The sequence below is a fragment of the Rubrilithobacter danxiaensis genome, from assembly GCF_047272945.1.
GTDB lineage: Bacteria > Bacteroidota > Bacteroidia > Sphingobacteriales > Sphingobacteriaceae > Rubrolithibacter > Rubrolithibacter danxiaensis.
Genome location: NZ_JBKOPS010000003.1, coordinates 381,405 through 398,169 on the forward strand (window position 1 = coordinate 381,405; position 16,765 = coordinate 398,169).

At 38.9% G+C, this 16,765-nt stretch carries 15 protein-coding genes and 2 tRNA genes; 3 read left to right on the forward strand and 14 right to left on the reverse strand.

Features of this window, described 5'->3' with window-relative positions; genetic code table 11:
* Positions 1–5: 5 nt before the first annotated feature.
* The 8 genes from ACLCDL_RS05700 to ACLCDL_RS05735 form a co-directional block, all read right to left on the reverse strand.
* Positions 6–362 carry a four helix bundle protein gene (locus ACLCDL_RS05700; RefSeq protein WP_423147310.1) on the reverse strand — a complete coding sequence of 119 codons (357 nt, stop codon included), beginning with the start codon at positions 360–362 and terminating at the stop codon, positions 6–8.
* A 40-nt stretch (positions 363–402) separates the two neighbouring features.
* Complete coding sequence (gene tig / locus ACLCDL_RS05705; protein ID WP_423147311.1) at positions 403–1,749, reverse strand: trigger factor; 1,347 nt, start codon at positions 1,747–1,749, stop codon at positions 403–405.
* 64 nt (positions 1,750–1,813) lie between these two features.
* Positions 1,814–1,895: transfer RNA gene (locus tag ACLCDL_RS05710), tRNA-Leu, on the reverse strand.
* Between the two features lie 91 nt (positions 1,896–1,986).
* Positions 1,987–2,790 carry a helical backbone metal receptor gene (locus ACLCDL_RS05715; protein WP_423147312.1) on the reverse strand — a complete coding sequence of 268 codons (804 nt, stop codon included), beginning with the start codon at positions 2,788–2,790 and terminating at the stop codon, positions 1,987–1,989.
* A 12-nt stretch (positions 2,791–2,802) separates the two neighbouring features.
* A complete protein-coding gene (locus ACLCDL_RS05720; RefSeq protein WP_423147313.1) occupies positions 2,803–4,392 on the reverse strand; it encodes a response regulator in 1,590 nt (529 codons plus the stop codon).
* 3 nt (positions 4,393–4,395) lie between these two features.
* Positions 4,396–5,013, reverse strand: coding sequence for a chemotaxis protein CheB (locus ACLCDL_RS05725; protein ID WP_423147314.1), 618 nt, complete (start codon positions 5,011–5,013; stop codon positions 4,396–4,398).
* Positions 5,006–5,836, reverse strand: a complete 831-nt coding sequence (locus ACLCDL_RS05730; protein ID WP_423147315.1) for a CheR family methyltransferase — start codon at positions 5,834–5,836, stop codon at positions 5,006–5,008. Before ACLCDL_RS05730 ends, ACLCDL_RS05725 begins: the two co-directional genes overlap by 8 nt.
* A 21-nt stretch (positions 5,837–5,857) precedes the next feature.
* Positions 5,858–9,364: a response regulator gene (locus tag ACLCDL_RS05735; protein ID WP_423147316.1), complete on the reverse strand. Its 3,507-nt coding sequence runs from the start codon at positions 9,362–9,364 to the stop codon at positions 5,858–5,860.
* Between the two features lie 273 nt (positions 9,365–9,637).
* Between ACLCDL_RS05735 and ACLCDL_RS05740 the strand changes: the two genes are divergently transcribed.
* Positions 9,638–10,180 (forward strand): YciE/YciF ferroxidase family protein, encoded by a 543-nt coding sequence (locus tag ACLCDL_RS05740; protein ID WP_423147317.1) that lies wholly within the window; start codon positions 9,638–9,640, stop codon positions 10,178–10,180.
* A gap of 18 nt (positions 10,181–10,198) precedes the next feature.
* Positions 10,199–10,654 carry a ferritin-like domain-containing protein gene (locus ACLCDL_RS05745; RefSeq protein WP_423147318.1) on the forward strand — a complete coding sequence of 152 codons (456 nt, stop codon included), beginning with the start codon at positions 10,199–10,201 and terminating at the stop codon, positions 10,652–10,654.
* A gap of 144 nt (positions 10,655–10,798) precedes the next feature.
* Here the strand turns inward: ACLCDL_RS05745 and ACLCDL_RS05750 are convergent, their stop codons facing one another.
* Positions 10,799–11,725 carry an SRPBCC family protein gene (locus ACLCDL_RS05750; RefSeq protein ID WP_423147319.1) on the reverse strand — a complete coding sequence of 309 codons (927 nt, stop codon included), beginning with the start codon at positions 11,723–11,725 and terminating at the stop codon, positions 10,799–10,801.
* Between the two features lie 175 nt (positions 11,726–11,900).
* On the opposite strand from ACLCDL_RS05750, the gene ACLCDL_RS05755 reads away from it, so the two are divergent.
* Positions 11,901–12,896: a GlxA family transcriptional regulator gene (locus ACLCDL_RS05755; RefSeq protein WP_423147320.1), complete on the forward strand. Its 996-nt coding sequence runs from the start codon at positions 11,901–11,903 to the stop codon at positions 12,894–12,896.
* Between the two features lie 198 nt (positions 12,897–13,094).
* On the opposite strand, the gene ACLCDL_RS05760 is transcribed toward ACLCDL_RS05755, so the two are convergent.
* The 5 genes from ACLCDL_RS05760 to ACLCDL_RS05780 all read right to left on the reverse strand — a co-directional run bounded on the left by ACLCDL_RS05760 (position 13,095) and on the right by ACLCDL_RS05780 (position 16,707).
* A tRNA-Leu gene (locus tag ACLCDL_RS05760) sits at positions 13,095–13,178 on the reverse strand.
* Positions 13,179–13,712, reverse strand: a complete 534-nt coding sequence (locus ACLCDL_RS05765) for an iron-sulfur cluster co-chaperone HscB C-terminal domain-containing protein (protein ID WP_423147321.1) — start codon at positions 13,710–13,712, stop codon at positions 13,179–13,181.
* Positions 13,712–15,037, reverse strand: a complete 1,326-nt coding sequence (rseP, locus tag ACLCDL_RS05770; protein ID WP_423147322.1) for an RIP metalloprotease RseP — start codon at positions 15,035–15,037, stop codon at positions 13,712–13,714. Before rseP ends, ACLCDL_RS05765 begins: the two co-directional genes overlap by 1 nt.
* Positions 15,038–15,066: 29 nt before the next feature.
* Positions 15,067–16,236 (reverse strand): 1-deoxy-D-xylulose-5-phosphate reductoisomerase, encoded by a 1,170-nt coding sequence (locus ACLCDL_RS05775; RefSeq protein ID WP_423147346.1) that lies wholly within the window; start codon positions 16,234–16,236, stop codon positions 15,067–15,069.
* Between the two features lie 204 nt (positions 16,237–16,440).
* Entirely contained in the window at positions 16,441–16,707 is a 267-nt protein-coding gene (locus ACLCDL_RS05780; protein WP_423147323.1) for a four helix bundle protein, read from the reverse strand.
* Positions 16,708–16,765: the final 58 nt, after the last annotated feature.

Genomic DNA, 16,765 nt, shown 5'->3' on the forward strand with positions numbered 1-16,765 from the left:
AATTATTATTTTAATGACTTCGAAAAATTAACAATCATTCTTGCAAGATGATCTAACTCTTGCTTTTTTTTATAAAGTAAATCATTTTCAATGTATTTTCTTTGATTAAAAACGATCAGCATATTAACAATTTCAAAGATAGAACGATGAGAATAATTTAAAAATTTACAAAAGTCTGGATTTGAATTAGACCCTGAACCTTCGGCAATGTTATTTGAGATACTAAGAGCTGCAGATCTAAATTGCTCAGCAAAGCGATATTGTTTAATATCTTCAAGATGATCTGCAATATTATACAATTCATCGGTTGTCTCTATTGCCTTCTGCCAGATGTGTAAGTCCTCAAATCGAAATTTAGTCATTTACACTATGCTTAAAACTCTATTGCTCTATGCTCTAACGCTAATTCAACTCTAAGAATTTGTTGTATTCAATTTCCTTTTTATCTAAAGTAACAACAGTTTTGAGGTAATCAAATACTTTTAATGCTTTTACTTCTTCAAAAATTTTATTTGCATTTTCTTTATTCTGCAAGAACTGAACAGTGTACTGGCCTAATTGTTCTTCAGGAACCGGTTGAGGGCTATACATTCTGAACTGTGCATCCAGGCGCTCTTTGGCTGTCTTGAAAATTTCTTCGTATTTTATTTCAATGTTATTATCCTTAATTATCTTATTTTCAATAAGCGTCCATTTAAGGTTTTGAGCAAAATCAGCATATCCTTTTTCTAATTCTTCTTCTGACAAATTTTCGTTGGTAGCCTTTAACCAGCGTTTTAAAAATTCATCAGGCAAAGAAAAGCTGGTTTTTTCAACAGCGAATTTGTACATATCGTTCTGAAGCTTCTGTTCTGCATTTTGCTCCATCATAGCTTCCAGTTCTTTTATAATTCTTTCTCTGAACTCATCTTCGGTTGTTACCTCACCTTCGCCAAATAATTTATCAAAGAACTCCTGGTTTAAATCTGATTCCTCCAGGCGATTTACATTTTTAACAGTAAGCTGAAATTTTGACTTCAGATCTGCCGCATCTTCTTCGCTGATGTTTAACAAACGGGCAACCTGCGTTGTATCGTTCTCAAAGGCTTTCTGAATATCAAATTCAACTACATCATCCTTTTTTAAACCAATTAACGACTTTTTAATTTCTTCATCTTTCACCAGGTCTAAGCGGATAGAAGCTGTATTTGTAATGCCTCCTTCAAAAACAGAACCATCTGCAGAAAGCTGCTTCAATTCTGCATAAAGAACATCATTTTCTGCCGATACGTCGGGGTTTGTCATTTTGCCATAACTCTTGCGAAGATTTGTTATCCGCGAAGCTAATGTTTCATCATCTACTTTAATCTGGTACGTAGTCAGTTTGTCAGCAGATGAGAAATCAAGATCAAACTGAGGAGCTAAACCTAGTTCATAGTTAAATTCAAACTCGTCTGTATAATCCCAGTTAAATTCTTTTTCGTCGTCAACTTTGGGTAGTGGCTGACCTAAAACTTCAATGTTATTTTCGGTAAGATAATTATTAAGGCTTTCGCTAAGCATGTTATTGATCTGGTCAACCAAAATGCTTTTGCCGTACATTCTTTTTATATGAGAAGGAGGAACCATGCCCGGGCGAAACCCTGGAAGCTTAACTTTTTTAGCCTGGTCTTTTATTGCTTTTTCAACTCGTTCACTATAGTCCTCGGGTTTAATAGTTACAGTAACTACTGAATTAAGACTATCGATTTTCTCCTGTGTAATATTCATTTTGATATGTTTTACGTTTGCGTCTATACAAAAATTCCCCCCGGATTAGTCGGAGGGAATGATGTGCGGAAGAAGGGACTCGAACCCCCACGCCTCTCGGCGCCAGATCCTAAGTCTGGTGCGGCTACCAATTACGCCACTTCCGCAGTTAGGATACATATATTTTGGTCGGCAAAAATACTTTTTTTTCTATTATCTGCAAAACTGTTTTAAAACAAATTGATATCTTACTGTTTATCAGAATATTTCTTTTAATAAAGAGCAGATATATTTGACAGAATACTGTAAACGACTTCCATACCATGAGAACATTTCACCATCTGCTAACAAAACTTTAGCACGTGGACAAATGGATTTAAATTCCTGAAGGTGTTTTTCTTTAAACGGATACGGCTCGGATGACAAAAGAATAAGATCAGGATCGGCTTCCCGCAGTTCGCTTGCAGTAATAACAGGATAACGCAAGGATTTGAAGCAATTTTCAAGATTACTTAACTCAAGAACAGAATTAATAAAAGTATTTCTGGCTGCAACCATATAAGGGTCTTTCCAGATAAAATAGGCTACTTTTAAAGATGGGTAAAGATTCCTGGTATAATCCCGTAAGGCACTAAAAGATTGTTGGATATTTTCAGCAATTGAAGTTGCGGATTCTGTTTTATTTACAAGTCCTCCAATTTTGACAATCATTTCTACTGCATCGTCTATAGAAAGAATATCACTCATCCAAACAGGGAAACGCTCCATCAAAAGTTCCAGCTGCTCTTTTTCATTTTCCTCTTTATTACCGATAATCAGGTCCGGCTGAAGCTGTTCTATTACTTCCAGATTAAGTTGCTTTGTTCCACCAACCCTAACTTTCTGCTTGCATTCTTCTTTTGGATGTGTACAAAAACGGGTTATCCCTACAACAGAATCCCATGCTCCAAGATCAAAAAGCAATTCAGTTTGCGAAGGAACAAGGGAAATAATTCTGGAAGGTATTGCAGGCACATCAACTTGCCTGCACATCTGATCAGTTACCAGGTTAAAAGAATTCACCTGTAAAGCAAGCTATTTTTTTGTTAATTCTCCAATTTTTGAATGTAAAGCAGCCAGGTCGATAGGCTTACTTATGATTGCAGTAGCTCCGGCAGCTGTTGCCGCACGGGCTTCTTCTTCCATCACATTGGCAGAAAGTGAGATTATCGGAATTTCTTCTTTACCGTTAACAATACCTGAACGAATGCGCCTCATAGCTTCATGTCCATCCATTACCGGCATGTGTGTATCCATTAAAACAAGATCATAATCGTTAATACCGAGTTTCTGAAGCGCCTTTTCTCCATCATCAACTGCATCAACTGCAATATTCCAATTGCTCAGAATTTTTTTGATCATAAACTGATTGATCATGTTATCTTCTGCCAGAAGTACAGTAATGCTATCAAACTTCTCGAAATCGTTATCTGTCCCCTTTTTCTTCTCAACTTCCTGGCGTGAAACTACCTGATAGGTATTTATAAATGAAAACGTACTACCCCTGCCCTCAACACTTTCCACTTCGAGGGTTCCACCTTTAAGAGTTGCCAATTTTTTAACTATGGAAAGTCCTAAACCTGTTCCGCCAAACTTCTGCGCTGTTTCGTCTTCAGCTTGCTCAAATGATTCAAATATTTTATCAATGCGATTTTCCGCTATTCCTATTCCCGTATCTTTTACAGAAAACTTCACTTTTATTTTTTCACCTTCATCTGCCAGTACGTCTACGCTTAAAATCACTTCTCCTTCTTCAGTAAATTTAATGGCGTTGCTCAGCAAGTTCATCAAAATCTGATTTAAACGAAGCGAATCGGCCATAACAGTGGTAGGCAAACGCGGATCTAAGACAGCTTCCAGCTTAATCTTTTTCTCGTTCGCCTTAAATTTAAGCAAGTCTATTATCGAAACCGCTACTTTCCTTATCTGTGTTTCGTTTCTTACTATTTTGAATTTCCCTGCATCAATTTTAGAAATATCCAGAATATCGTTAATCACGCCTAGCAAAGATTGCGAAGAAACTTCCAGTAAGTTAATCAGGCTTTCCTGCTCATTATCAAGGGTAGTATTTTTAAGCAGGTGTACCAGGCCAAGTATTCCGTTAATCGGAGTCCGTATTTCATGACTCATATTGGCAAGAAAATTTTCTTTAACTTTTTTAGCTTGTTCAGCCTGGTCACGGGCTTTGATTAATTCTTCCTGGTAATTCTCAAGTTCAATATTTTTTTGCTTTACTTCTCTTTGTACAGTAACTAACTGAATAAATGAATCGACCTTTGCCGATGTAAGGTATGGATCAAGCGGTTTGTACAGATAATCTACTGCTCCTGCAGATAATCCTTTAACAGCATATTTGGTTTCTTTTGAGATAGCGGTAACAAAAATTACCAGCATATCGCGGGTACGAGGATTGCTTTTTAAAATATCTACCAGCTCAAAGCCATCCATTTCAGGCATCTGAACATCTACCAGAGCTATGGCAATATCTTTTTCCCAGCAAATTCGCAGCGCCTCATTAGGAGATGTCGTTGTGATTAGATTTACATCTTTACTTTCAAGCAGTGCCTGCAAAGCAACGATATTTTCAAACCTGTCATCAACAATAAGAATATTTATTCTTTCCATACCTTATCGGGATTTATTTTTTATTGATGGTATCCCCGAAACCAATTCAAATAGTTCCGTATTAGTTAATATCAAATCCGGCCTGCATAACTTTATTGCCGCCTCGGGCATTGTTTTTACTTCTGCATGCTCCGGATCCTGCACCACTGTAACCCCTCCTTTTTCATATACATGACAAATTCCTTCAGCCCCGTCTTCATTGGCACCGGAAAGTAATATTGCCATCACTTTATCCTCATATACATCTGCCACGCTTTTAAACGTGATATCAATCGAAGGCCGGCAAAATAAAACCGGCTCCGAAGAATCTAAAGAAAAAACACCTTCAGGTTCTAATAACAGGTGATAATCTGAGGGTGCGAAGTACACGCATCCTTTTTCCATCGCCTCTTTATCGTCTGCCAGTTTCACTGATAGTTTTGCCCGCCGGTGCAAAAGCTCTTCAAGAGAAGACTTAAACTTACGGCTACGGTGTATTACTAAAACCACCGGAATCGGGAAATCTGCAGGCAACTGAAGTACCATGTCAAAAACAAGATTAAAACCTCCTGCCGAGCAACCTACAAGCAAAACTTCTGCCCTGCCAATCCTGCGGATCAGCTCTTCCTTTAAGCTAAGCAATTTTCTGATATATATTTTCCGACTTATCCACTATCTTAAACCGCTCTACAAGCTGGTCGCCTCTTAATATTTCTCTGGAACCCAGGCAAAGAAAACCTAAAGGACATAAACTATCATAAAACAACTGCAGCACTTTTTCCTGTAGCTCTATATTAAAATAAATAAGAACATTGCGGCAGCTTATTAATTGAAATTCATTAAACACCCCATCGGATACCAGATTATGTACAGAAAAAAGTGTATTCTTCTTTAAGCGGCCCTGAATAGAAGCAGCATCGTACTTTGCCACATAGTAATCAGATAGAGAATGCTGCGCACCCGTTGCCTGATAATTTTCTGAATAATGCTTAATTTTTTTTAAATCGTAAATTCCTTTTTTAGCCGTATTTAATACGTTGGTATTTATATCTGTTCCGTATAAAAAAGAGCGCTTATACAGATTCTCCTCCTCCAGCATGATTGCAAAAGAATAAACTTCTTCGCCTGTTGAACAGCCTGCATTCCATATTTTAATACGCTGATAAGATGAAAGATAAGGCAGAACCTGTTCCCTAAGTGATTTAAAAAAACCCGGATCTCTGAACATCTCGGTTACATTTACTGTAACTTCAATTAAAAACTCTTCAAAAAAGTCTTTGTTATTTACCAGCAACGACTTCAGATCATACAATTCCAGATTATAAATAGACATAATCCGGGTAACACGTCTTTTTAAAGAAGCTCTTGAATAACCTTTAAAACTAAAGCCGTAAACATTGTTAATTAACTCAATAATATCTTCTAACTGCTCAAAAGAAATATTAACCGCAACCATATTATTCATCCCAACTCTCTTTCTATACTCTTAACTTAACCAAACCCGCATCAATGACAATAATTTATCTATATCTACCGGTTTTGATATATAATCATTGGCGCCAGCTTCAATACATTTATCACGGTCGTTTTTCATTGCCTTGGCCGTTAAAGCAATTATCGGTGTTTTCTGAAAACGGCTTTGTTTTCTGATCTCACCCATCGCTTCGTATCCATCCATTTCCGGCATCATTATATCCATCAGAACAATATCCGTTTCGGGTTTTTCATCCAGCTTTTGCAATGCCTCTTTCCCGTTATTGGCAATTTCTATCTGAAGGTCGTAGGCCTGAAGTGCACTCGTTAAAGCAAATATATTACGCATGTCATCGTCGACAACCAGTACCGACTTATTTTTAAGAACACTTTCGAGTGTGGCTGTATTTTTAGCACCTCCGGGCAATGATCGGGGAATAAAATCACTCTTCTTATTATCGGACTTAACTTTATTCATAAACAAGTTTACCTCGTCGAGCAACCTGTCGTTAGACTTGTTGTTCTTCAGCACCATTGCATGCGTATGCTTCATCACCCGGGCCATCCTGTCCTGATCCAATTCCATGGCCGTATTAATTACAACCGGAATGGTATCGAGGCCATCTTCTGCCTTTATCTTATCAAGCAGGTCTAGGCCCGAAATATCCGGAAGGTGAAGGTCAAGAATGATGCAATCAAAATCTTTTACTTCTTTTAAGATTGACAGCGCATCTTCTCCGTTAAATGCTTGTTTTACTTCAACCTGCCTTGCTACCAGCTGGCTCCTTAAGTCATCGCTTTGGATCTCGTGATCTTCTATGATCAGCACTTTGTTAAGATTTGTAGGAGCAATTCCTCTCAACAAATCAAAAGCTTCATTTAATTTTTCTTTCTGAACCGGTTTTTTCATAAAACCGATTGCTCCTTCTTCCAATGCTTTTACAGGCTTCTCTTCGCCAGCAGACATCATATGGACAGGTATATGCTGTGTTGCCGGATTTTCTTTCAGTTGTTTCAAAACACTCCATCCATCCATAACAGGCAGCATGATATCCAGTACAATAGCATCGGGCAGGTGCTCAAAGGCCATCTCGAGGCCTATATCCCCCTGATTTGCAAGTAATGCTTTAAATCCGCGTTCAACAGCGTGCTTACCCAATATTTCTGAAAAAACCGGATCGTCCTCAATAATCAATAGCGTCTGATCTTTTTTCTCAGCAATCATTGGAACGACAACAGGTGCGGGTATATTAATTTTAGGAATAATGGTTCTTTCTGGTTCAGCCTCTCCTGCAGATACGGTAATATGCTCGGATGGAAGATACAGTGTAAATGTACTTCCTTTTCCGGGTGTGCTTTCTACCTTGATCTCTCCTCCCAGGATATTTGCCAGCTCCCTGCTTATTGATAAACCTAAGCCTGTTCCCCCGTATTTTCTGCTTGTCGACCCGTCCGCCTGTTTAAATGCTTCAAAAATGGCAGCCTGTTTGTCTTCCGGAATTCCAATTCCTGTATCGTTTACAGCAAAGGCAAGAACGGCTCCGTTATTTAGCCTTCGGTCTTTAAGATTTCCACTGCTGAATTCTACTGTATCTGGGGCTATAAATAAATCTACGCCTACAGTTCCCGCTTCAGGCGTGAACTTAAAGGCATTGGATAACAGGTTCTTCAATATTTGTTCTACACGTACCCTGTCTGAAACTAAAACAGCCGGCACATTTTCACCTATATTGTAGTTAAAGTTAATCTTCTTGTTATTTGCCACTTCTTTAAAAAGCAGCTCAATATCGGCCTGAATATCCTGCATACGGATATCCTCAATGGTAAGGTCAATCTTTCCTGATTCAATCTTCGACAAATCAAGTATATCATTTATCAAGGTAAGCAGGTCGCTTCCGGCATTGTGAATAACGCTTGCATATTTTATTTGCTCTTCGTTCAGGTTAGCCTGTTTGTTTTCACTTAAAATACGGGCAAGAATCAGAATACTGTTGAGTGGTGTTCTTAGCTCGTGGCTCATATTTGCCAGGAATTCAGATTTATACTTACTGGTTTGTTCCAGTTCTTTAGCTTTCAGACTTATTGCCTCGTGAGCCTGGTCAACGGCTTTGTTTCTTTCTGCCAGCAATTCCGCTTTTTCTTCGAGTTCTGAATTAATTTGGCGCAACTCTTCCTGCTGCACCCGGAGTTCTTCCTCTGATGCCTGAAGAAGCTTTGTTTTACGCATCAGCTCCTCATTGGTGGTTCTGAGCTCTTCATGCTGACTTTCCAGCTCTTCGGCCTGCTGTTGAGTTTTTTCGAAAAGCTCCTGAGTATGTACTCTGGCCTGGGCTGTTATTATTTCAACACCAACGCTTTCCATAATCCATTGCATAAATTCCAGAACATCAGCAGAAACATCTTCAGTAAACCCTAATTCAATTACACCCTTCAGCTTACCCTGTGCATACAATGGCTGAATCAATAAATTTTTAGGAACCGAAACACCCAGTCCTGAATTAATTTTGATATGTCCTTCAGGAATATTCTCGCACACTATTGCCTTGCGGTTTGCAGCAGCCTGCCCGATAAGCCCTTCGCCAACATTGAATATTTTTAAAGTACCTTTTGGTAACTGATACGCATATCCGCCAGTAAATCTCAGTTTTTCACCCGCTTCGTCTGCGATGTATATAGCGCCTACTTTTGCATTTAAATAACGGGCAATTTCTGTTAGCATGCTGATAGAAATTTTATCAACAGTAACTATTGCTGCATCGTGTTCAGTGCGTACGGTCTGGTTTAAATTAGCAGAACCGGTAAGCATCCAGTTGCGTTTTTTATTTTCGTCAGAAACGGATTGCAGCAATGAGTTTGTTTCCCTGACGCCGGCTTCGGTAACTTTTTGATGATCGAACGATTTTTTAATAAAAGAGAACATCAACAGAAACAGGAACAGAATAATTCCGGCTCCGGTTACAAACAAAAAGAAAGCCTCTTCTACACTTTTTTCACCTTCTTTTCTCTGCTCTGCCAGCTGATCCGATTCTACTTTCTTAATGCTGCTCCATTGATCATTGATACGATCCATAAATGTTTTTCCCTGCTGTGCAACAAGTGCCTGACGTGCGGCAGTATATCCGCCTTTTTGAAACAGAGAAATGTTTTTTGACATCTCTTCGTCTTTTAAGGCTACCAATTTTGCAAGCTCATTTACTCTTTTTACCTGGGCAGGATTGTCTCCTACCAGTTTTTTTAACTCCTTCAGCTCGGCGTTAAAATTTTTAACAGTAGTTCTGTACCTGTCCAGATGAACCTTCGCACCGGTTGCAATATATCCTCTTTCGGCACTTTCGGCATTTATAACTGTCAATAACACCTTATCATTTTGCTTCAGCACCTGTTCGGTATGTTCTACCCATTTACTATCAGCATATAAACCCTTAATGCTGTTATATGATATTATCCCTCCGATGAAAACAAAGAAAAGTGTAATTACAAATCCAAGCCGGACCTGTTGCTGAAAAGTTGATAATTGCATAGAAGTAATTGATAATGGATTAGCGTCATACGTGCACACATCAAAGATGTTACACTATTAAACCTTAAATATTACAAAAATTTCCCGCACCGCAAAAAAAATTTCAAAAAACAATAAAATATAAAGACAAAATAAAGTGACCTTAAAAGCAGGATAAAACTTACAAGGCCAATACGATCTGCGCAAGTGCCATCATAAATAACACTTTCTGAAAACTCTTCTTTCTTCCTGATGTTAAAATTTGTAATTGGTAATCAAAAAGAAAACATACTTATGAAAAAGCAACAAGAAAAAACCCAGGAACAGGCTGGTTTCGACGAATCCGGATTAAAGGATTTATTTATAGATGAATTAAAGGATATTTATTGGGCAGAGAAACATCTGGCAAAAGCTCTTCCGAAAATGGCGAAAGGAGCGACTTCTGATGAATTGCGTTCGGCAATAGAACAGCATTTAACAGAAACAGAAAACCAGATTGAGCGCTTAAACCAGGTTTTTGCTTCAGTTGGCCGTAAAGCAGCCGGTAAAAAATGCGAAGCAATGGAAGGCCTGGTTGAAGAAGGAAAGCAAATGATGGAAGAAACAGAAGATGGAAGCTTAACCCGTGATGCTGCCATTATTTCTTCAGCACAAAAAATTGAGCATTATGAAATTGCTTCTTACGGAACTTTGAGAACCCTTGCAAACACATTGGGAATGAGCGATGCTGCCAAGCTTCTGGAAGAAACACTCAACGAAGAAAAAAGCACTGATGTTAAATTAACTGAAATTGCAGAAAGCTTCGTGAATGAATCGGCGAAGACCGAGAAAGCATAACCCTAAACGGAGGTAAATATGTCAAATCAAAATGAAAATTTAGTTGAAGGATTAAAGCATTTACTTTCTATTGCCAACGATGGCAAAGAAGGTTATAAAAATGCTGCAGAAAATGCCGATGCGGGAGAATTAAAAGCCTTATTTACTACCTATTCCATTCAGCGGTCGGAGTTTGCCGACGTTTTAAAAACCTGTATTCAGCAAAACGGAGGGGATCCTGACAATACTGGGGGTGGACCCTTAGGAGTTCTTCACCGTACCTGGATAGATATAAAAACAGCCCTGACGGGAAACGATAATAAAGCTGTTTTAGACGCGGTAATTACCGGAGAAAAAGCAGCTGTTGAAGCTTATGATAAAGTTTTACAGGATGTAAACATCCAGCCGGAACTTATGCAGATCTTATCTACTCAGCGTGATGAGATACGTGAAGCTATGGAGCATATTCAACGACTGGAACATCAGCATTCTTAAAATTCTTTCAACTAACAGTAAAATAAGCCCGGCAAATGTCGGGCTTATTTTTTTACAGTACAATCAATTAGCAAAACTGTACACCTCGTTTAACTAGTTATGAAAAATTAATAAGTTAAAAGTTTGCAGCACCAAAGTCTTGCTCTAATGGTTATCAAATTCGGGATAAGGCCGCCCTTTACCTGTTTCACACAGCAACTTCAAACTTCTCAGGAAAAGCGCCCAGGCATAGCTGCATCCCGAAAACTCAGGTGTATATTCCTTCCATCCATCATGATGAAACAACATTATGCATCCTTTTTTGTGCGGCTCCAGTTCAAAAGTGATGGTAGTGCCAATCCATTCTTCCTGGGCTTTCAGGCAAAGCCATTTCACCCGGCTATACGCCTTCAGTTCCTCCACCTTCATTTCTTTAAAATAGTCAGGGCCGAAAGCAAACCTTGAAACACTGCCCACTTCAGATTTTGCTGTTGTTTCCGGTGTCCACCAGCCTGCCAGTCCTTCCCGGGTACTTAAGGCTCCATAAACGGTTTCTACCGGCGTTTCAATAAGCAGCCTGTGACAAATACTTTTCAAATCTGTTTTCCCTGTTGGTTTAGTATTCTCCTGTACCGATGCTCCCTCTGTATCCTTTGGAGTAGCATTGCCTTTGCCTGTCATGATAAGATCTTTTAAACTGCCTTGTATATAATGGGTCCATGCATCGTGACAAATCTGGAAACATTCATATTCGGGTACTAAGCCCTGATGTGTAAACTGTAATTCGGTTTTATCCCCTTTTTCAGCAATGTCAAAAATGATATACGTGTCTTTCCATTCAGTTTCGTCTTCGGTGAATTTGAAGTGATTGTCAATCACATGCCAAACGACTTTCTTGTCAGGAACAAGTTCTGTAACCTTCATTTTAGCGCGATGAACATCCTGATAATGATATAAAAATTCGGCGTTGATTTTGTCTGTATCTCCATCAATATTTTCAGACCACCATCCCCGTACGTTATTCACTGCTTTAAAAACTTCGGCGGGTGCTGCGTTCACGGTAATTGTTGTTGTAAAATCCTGATTCTCCATGATTTTGTCTTTTTTAATGTAAATGTTTTTTCTTACGGTTGAATACTCTATCAAAAGCTTCAGTTCAAAATTACTTACAGATATACATGTAAAAGGGGTGTAAACCAGACATTGTAACGGGTTGATTTGGACAATAAAAATTTTTAGCTTTGATGAACTGTTAAACACTTAATCGATGAAGCATCTTACCATCTTAGTGCCCGATGTTCAAACCTCGTTCAATACATTTGCATGCATTGTTGGAGCCTACGATATATTTAAACGAGCTAATCAATTCTGGACAGAGAATGGCAACAGGCAATTGTTTAAAGTAGAACTGGCCGGAGTTTCAGAAAAGACAGAAGTTAATAATGGCTTACTAAGTATTAAGCCGGAAATTAATATTTCAGCAATCAGGGAAACTAACCTCATCATTATACCCGCTATAAGTCATGATTTTGAAAAGCCTGAAAAAGGAAATATATTATTAACAGAATGGATTGAACAGCAATATAAAAATGGCGCAGAAGTTGCCAGCATGTGTTCTGGCGCTTTAATACTGGCTTCAACCGGCCTGCTTGACGGAAAAAGCTGTTCCATACATTGGAACACAGCAAACAAGCTGAAAGCCTTATTTCCAAAAGTGAATGTAAAGACGGATCTGTTAATCACTGATGAACATGGTATTTATACCAATGGCGGAGGATATTCCTTTTTAAATCTTGTGCTTTATCTTATTGAAAAATATTACGACCGCGAAACGGCCATCTATTGTGCGAAAATTTACCAGATAGAGATAGACAGACAAAGGCAGTCTGTATTTACCATATTCACCGGCCAGAAGTCTCATACCGATGAAGTTGTAAAAAAAGCACAGGCATACATTGAGGATAACTTCCAGGGAAAAATATCTGTTGAAGATATTTCACAACGGTTTGCTGTTGGCAGAAGGAACTTTGACCGGCGATTTATAAAAGCCACCGGCAATACGCCTGTTGAATATTTGCAAAGGGTAAAAATTGAATCAGCAAAAAAAGCATTTGAAACCACCCGCAAAACCATTAACGAGGTTATGTATGAAGTTGGTTATTCAGATGTGAAAGCATTCCGGGAAGTTTTCAGAAAGATAACAGGCATGTCTCCATTGGAATATAAAAGCAAGTATAATAAAGAAACGGTAAGAGGATATTGATTTACTACAACGACCCTTAGAATTTACGAAAGAAAATTGTAGTATTAAAGCCAGTACCTTTAAGTTCCCAAGCTTATTTATTTCCCATTTGCTCCAGCGCTTCCTGATATTAGTTATTGGGGGAAGCCGAAGAGATGGAGCTTATTCAGAAATTTAGAAATAAAAAAACCGGAGTGATTCGAATCACTCCGGTTATCGTACCCAGCGCCGGAGTCGAACCGGCACGAGTGTTACCTCATTGGTGTTTGAGACCAACGCGTCTACCAATTCCGCCAGCTGGGCTTACTGAGGGGATGCAAATCTATTTAAACTATTGCGTATTCGCAACAAATATTTCTGCCTGTACCAAATATCTTTAATCTTTTCTAAAGTAGCTGGACGTTGTGTTTCGGGCTCAGCATCGAATTTCGCTGCAAGTGCTTCAAACTCACCCTGCAACTCTTTTTCAATGGTGTTGACCTGTGCTGAAACTTTTTTCAATTCTGTCTCTCCGGCATCCAATTCCAGTTCCATCAACGCTTCATTCACCTCCATCATTTCCATTAAAAAATCCTGGGGCAGCTGATATTTCTCTCCCTCTGCTACTAAATTATTTAACTCCAGCACATACTCGATGCGCTTTCGGAAACTGGACAAAACCTGGTACGCTTTGTTATTTAACGTGGATAGATCAAGAATTTCCTGCTGTTTTTCTTCGCTCTCGTTGATAAAATAGTCAGGATGGAATTTCTTGCTCAGCTCATAAAACTTACGTTTCACCTGCTGCTCATTAATGTTAAAGGCAACGGGTAATTCGTACAGCTCAAAATAGTTCATTATTTAGCTACTACCTTTAAAATATCATTTCCTAAAATAAACACCATTAAAGCTACCAAAATAAAGAAACCAACCATCTGTGCTTTTTCCATAAACTTATCACTGAGCGGCTTTCCTTTGATCATTTCAATAATCAAAAACAATGCATGACCACCGTCGAGTGCAGGTATCGGTAACAGATTCATCAGAGCAAGCGCCATAGAAAGCAATCCAACGAGTCTCCAGAACCATCCCCAATCCACCGTTGAGCCAAACATTTTTGCAATTCCGATAGGACCCGTAAATGCTTTATTTGCTTTCACTTTACCGGTTACCACTTTTCCGATTCCCTTGGCATTATCGGTAAAAGAGCCCCAGGCTTTTGACGCTCCAACAGGAAGTGATGAAAGAAAATCGTAATGAATTGTTTCTGTAGGAGGCGGAACCGGAAGGGTAAGTATTCCTACTGCGCCAGCCGGATCAACGGCAGAATTAAGCTCAAGAGTCTGCCCGTTGCGAAGAAGTGAAATCTGAACAGATTTTCCCTTATTCTTCTTTACTTGGGCCTGAAACTGATCAATAAAAGTAACAGGCACATTATTTACTGCCAGAATGCTATCTCCTTTTTTAATACCGGCCTTAGCAGCATTCCCTCCTGCTACCACACTATCAATATCTGACATAGGGGTTCTTGGAACAACAAATTCTCCAATCCCTAAATCTGAAATCCGTTCGATAATATCTCCCGGTACAGCGATATCTCTTATCTCTCCTTTACGTTCTATTGTAAGTACACTCCCCCCTAACAAAACCTTTGAGCTTGCAATTTCATCAAAACGTTCAACCTTTTTGCCGTTAACCGCAATCAGCTTATCACCCGCCTGAAGCCCGATTTCTTTACCAACAATGCCAGGTTCTATTCCATATGCCAACTTGTTGTTCGGAATGAAAGTTTCTCCATTTTTAAATGTAAGCATCCAGAAGATGAAGATACCAAGGATGATGTTCACTGTTACACCACCCAACATTACTATTAAACGTTGCCAGGCTGGCTTAGAACGAAACTCCCACGGCTGCGGAGGGCCCGCCAGTTGTTCAGTATCCATCGACTCATCAATCATTCCTGATATTTTAACATACCCTCCTAGAGGAAGCCAGCCTATACCATATTCGCAGCCTTTATAATTAAAATGAATAAGCTTAAAACCCCAGGCATCAAAGAACAGGTAGAACTTCTCTACCCTGATTCCAAAAGCACGGGCAGCTAAAAAGTGGCCCAACTCATGTAAAATAATTAATATTGATAAGCCTAACAGCAGCTGACCTGCCATAATCAATCCATCCATGCGTATTTTTTTTCTATTAGATTCTTAAATTAAATTTTTGTTACTAATTCCTGCGCCAAAATGCGGGTTTCTTTATCGGTTTGCAAGTAATCTTCTAAAGAAGGCTTATCAATAAAAGAAATGTTACGCATGCAATGTTCAATAACATCGCTCATTTGCAAGAACCCCAGCCGGTTATTCAAAAACTCTGCCACCGCAATTTCGTTAGCCGCATTGATTACACATGGCATATTTCCGCCAGATTGCAATGCCATAAAGGCCAGGGCAAGGTTCCGAAATGTTTCGGTGTCAGGTTTTTCGAAAGTAAGTTCAGGGTAATTGATAAAGTTAAAACGTGGAAAATTACTTTTTATTCGATCGGGGTATGTAAATGCATACTGGATAGGAAGTTTCATATCGGGCAGTCCCATCTGAGCTTTGATAGAACCGTCGGAAAATTCAACCATTGAATGAATTACAGACTGAGGATGAACAATGACATCAATCCTGGAAACATCGAGATCAAAGAGCCACTTTGCCTCGATCACTTCCAGCCCTTTGTTCATCAGGGAAGCAGAATCAATAGTGACTTTTGCTCCCATTACCCAGTTTGGATGCTTCAGCGCCTCTACTTTTGTTACGGTAGATAGGAAATCTGTTTTCTTCCCCCGAAAAGGACCGCCGGAAGCAGTAAGATAAATTCTGTCCACGGATGCCGGATCTTCTCCCGCCAAACATTGGAATATTGCCGAATGTTCAGAATCTACCGGAAGGATTTTGACCTGATATTCGCGGGCAAGTTGGGTAACAAGTTCACCAGCAACCACCAATGTTTCCTTATTTGCAATCGCTATATTTTTCCCTGCTTTTATCGCAGCTATGGTTGGTTTCAATCCGCAGAATCCCACCAAAGCTGTTAAAACAATATCAATATCAGCCTGCTGAACTACCTCAGATAACGCTTCAGCACCGGATAAAACCTGAATATTTTTGATTGCCAGTGCAGCTTTTACTACCTTCGACCGGCTTTCATCAACAATTACAACTTGCTTTGGGTTAAATTCTAACGCTTGTGCTATCAGCAATTCAGAATTGCATTGAGCTGTAAGAACGCTTACCTCAAACCTGTCGGGATTAGCACGAATTACATCTAAAGCCTGCGTTCCTATACTGCCTGTAGAGCCAAGAATTGCGATTCTTTTAACTTCTAATGACTTAATTGTTTTATTGTTTAATTGCTGATCATACAAATTTGAAATTGATTGCTTCGTAAAATCCCGCTTTCCTGAAAGTAAACTACCCATTATTTTGCCCTTAAACTTTCAACCGCTCGTTAGTAAATTTTATTAACTGATGAATTTCTTTTGGAAGATCACTTAAAATTCTTCCTATCTGGAGATAATCTTTTTCTGCTATTAACCCTCTTACGAAAGCTTTATTATCCAATCTGTACATTCCTTTACAGAGCCAAAACTATAATAATAAAACTTTATTTTATCTTTCTTATGATATCTCCCAAATCCTTCTGCTATGTTAGCAGATATAGAATCTACCGCATTTACAAATTGCTTTCCAAGTGTATCTCTTGAAAAGTATTCCCAGTTATAAACAATACTCCATACAAGATTACTTAAATCATAAGATTTTCCATAAGCAGAGATATCAACGAGCTGCAAATACTTTTTCTCCATTTACAATTTATATTTGACAATGACCATCGAGCAATTGAACCTTTTAACACTCTAACAA

Coding starts and splice junctions, on each gene's coding strand:
- ACLCDL_RS05700 (WP_423147310.1), bottom strand. CDS start 362: ATGACTAAATTTCGATTTGAGGACTTACACATCTGGCAGAAGGCAATA.
- tig (WP_423147311.1), bottom strand. CDS start 1,749: ATGAATATTACACAGGAGAAAATCGATAGTCTTAATTCAGTAGTTACT.
- ACLCDL_RS05720 (WP_423147313.1), bottom strand. CDS start 4,392: ATGGAAAGAATAAATATTCTTATTGTTGATGACAGGTTTGAAAATATC.
- ACLCDL_RS05730 (WP_423147315.1), bottom strand. CDS start 5,836: ATGAATAATATGGTTGCGGTTAATATTTCTTTTGAGCAGTTAGAAGAT.
- ACLCDL_RS05735 (WP_423147316.1), bottom strand. CDS start 9,364: ATGCAATTATCAACTTTTCAGCAACAGGTCCGGCTTGGATTTGTAATT.
- ACLCDL_RS05740 (WP_423147317.1), top strand. CDS start 9,638: ATGAAAAAGCAACAAGAAAAAACCCAGGAACAGGCTGGTTTCGACGAA.
- ACLCDL_RS05745 (WP_423147318.1), top strand. CDS start 10,199: ATGTCAAATCAAAATGAAAATTTAGTTGAAGGATTAAAGCATTTACTT.
- ACLCDL_RS05750 (WP_423147319.1), bottom strand. CDS start 11,725: ATGGAGAATCAGGATTTTACAACAACAATTACCGTGAACGCAGCACCC.
- ACLCDL_RS05755 (WP_423147320.1), top strand. CDS start 11,901: ATGAAGCATCTTACCATCTTAGTGCCCGATGTTCAAACCTCGTTCAAT.
- ACLCDL_RS05765 (WP_423147321.1), bottom strand. CDS start 13,712: ATGAACTATTTTGAGCTGTACGAATTACCCGTTGCCTTTAACATTAAT.
- rseP (WP_423147322.1), bottom strand. CDS start 15,037: ATGGATGGATTGATTATGGCAGGTCAGCTGCTGTTAGGCTTATCAATA.
- ACLCDL_RS05780 (WP_423147323.1), bottom strand. CDS start 16,707: ATGGAGAAAAAGTATTTGCAGCTCGTTGATATCTCTGCTTATGGAAAA.